The organism is Microbulbifer harenosus (assembly GCF_005771435.1).
In the GTDB taxonomy this organism is placed as follows: domain Bacteria; phylum Pseudomonadota; class Gammaproteobacteria; order Pseudomonadales; family Cellvibrionaceae; genus Microbulbifer; species Microbulbifer harenosus.
On sequence record NZ_VANI01000062.1, the window covers coordinates 1 to 612 of the forward strand.

The window sequence follows — 612 nt, forward strand, 5'->3', positions numbered from 1 at the left end:
TAATTCCTGAGCCCGACAAGACTCGCTACCGGAACCCTTCATTTTTCTTATAGGTTAACCACTTTTACTTTTTGTGATCACCTACGTTAACGCCGCCAGCAGGGGCAGCTTACCTTGTGCGCATTTTGCGCGAAAATGGGAGCGCAGCGACCTGCGCAAAATGTGCACAAGGTAAGCTGTCCCGCGGAGGGCCGAAGGCCCGGAGCATCCTGCCTGGCCTTGTTAACATTGTGCTTTCTACTGTACGCACTTAGGCAAACTAGCCCTTAAATTTTTCTCTAAAAATAGTGAACTACAAGCAACAACGCCCTCTTTAAAGACTGGAGACTGTTGCCCCAAATACTGGCATGTACACTCTTTCTGAATCTCTACACGATAAAAGTAACCGCTATCACAGGAATCTGGATCTGCGCACAGGTCGCTGCCTGTATTTACCAAATATATAGCGACTGCTCCAATTACGAGAGTTCCGAAAAAACCAAATAGTAAAGCGATTATTTTTCGCATGTGACCAGATGTTAACGCCGCCAGCAGGGGCGACTTACCTTGTGCGCTTTTTGCGCGAAAATGGGAGCGAAGCGACCGCGCAAAAAGTGCATAAGGTAAGGCGTC

Annotated in this window: 1 protein-coding gene; it reads right to left on the reverse strand. The window is 48.0% G+C overall.

Annotation, left to right across the window (positions count from 1 at the left end; genetic code table 11):
- Positions 1–237 precede the first annotated feature (237 nt).
- Positions 238–612: hypothetical protein (locus tag FDY93_RS19660; protein WP_220446270.1), on the reverse strand; the 375-nt coding region annotated here is incomplete at its 5' end.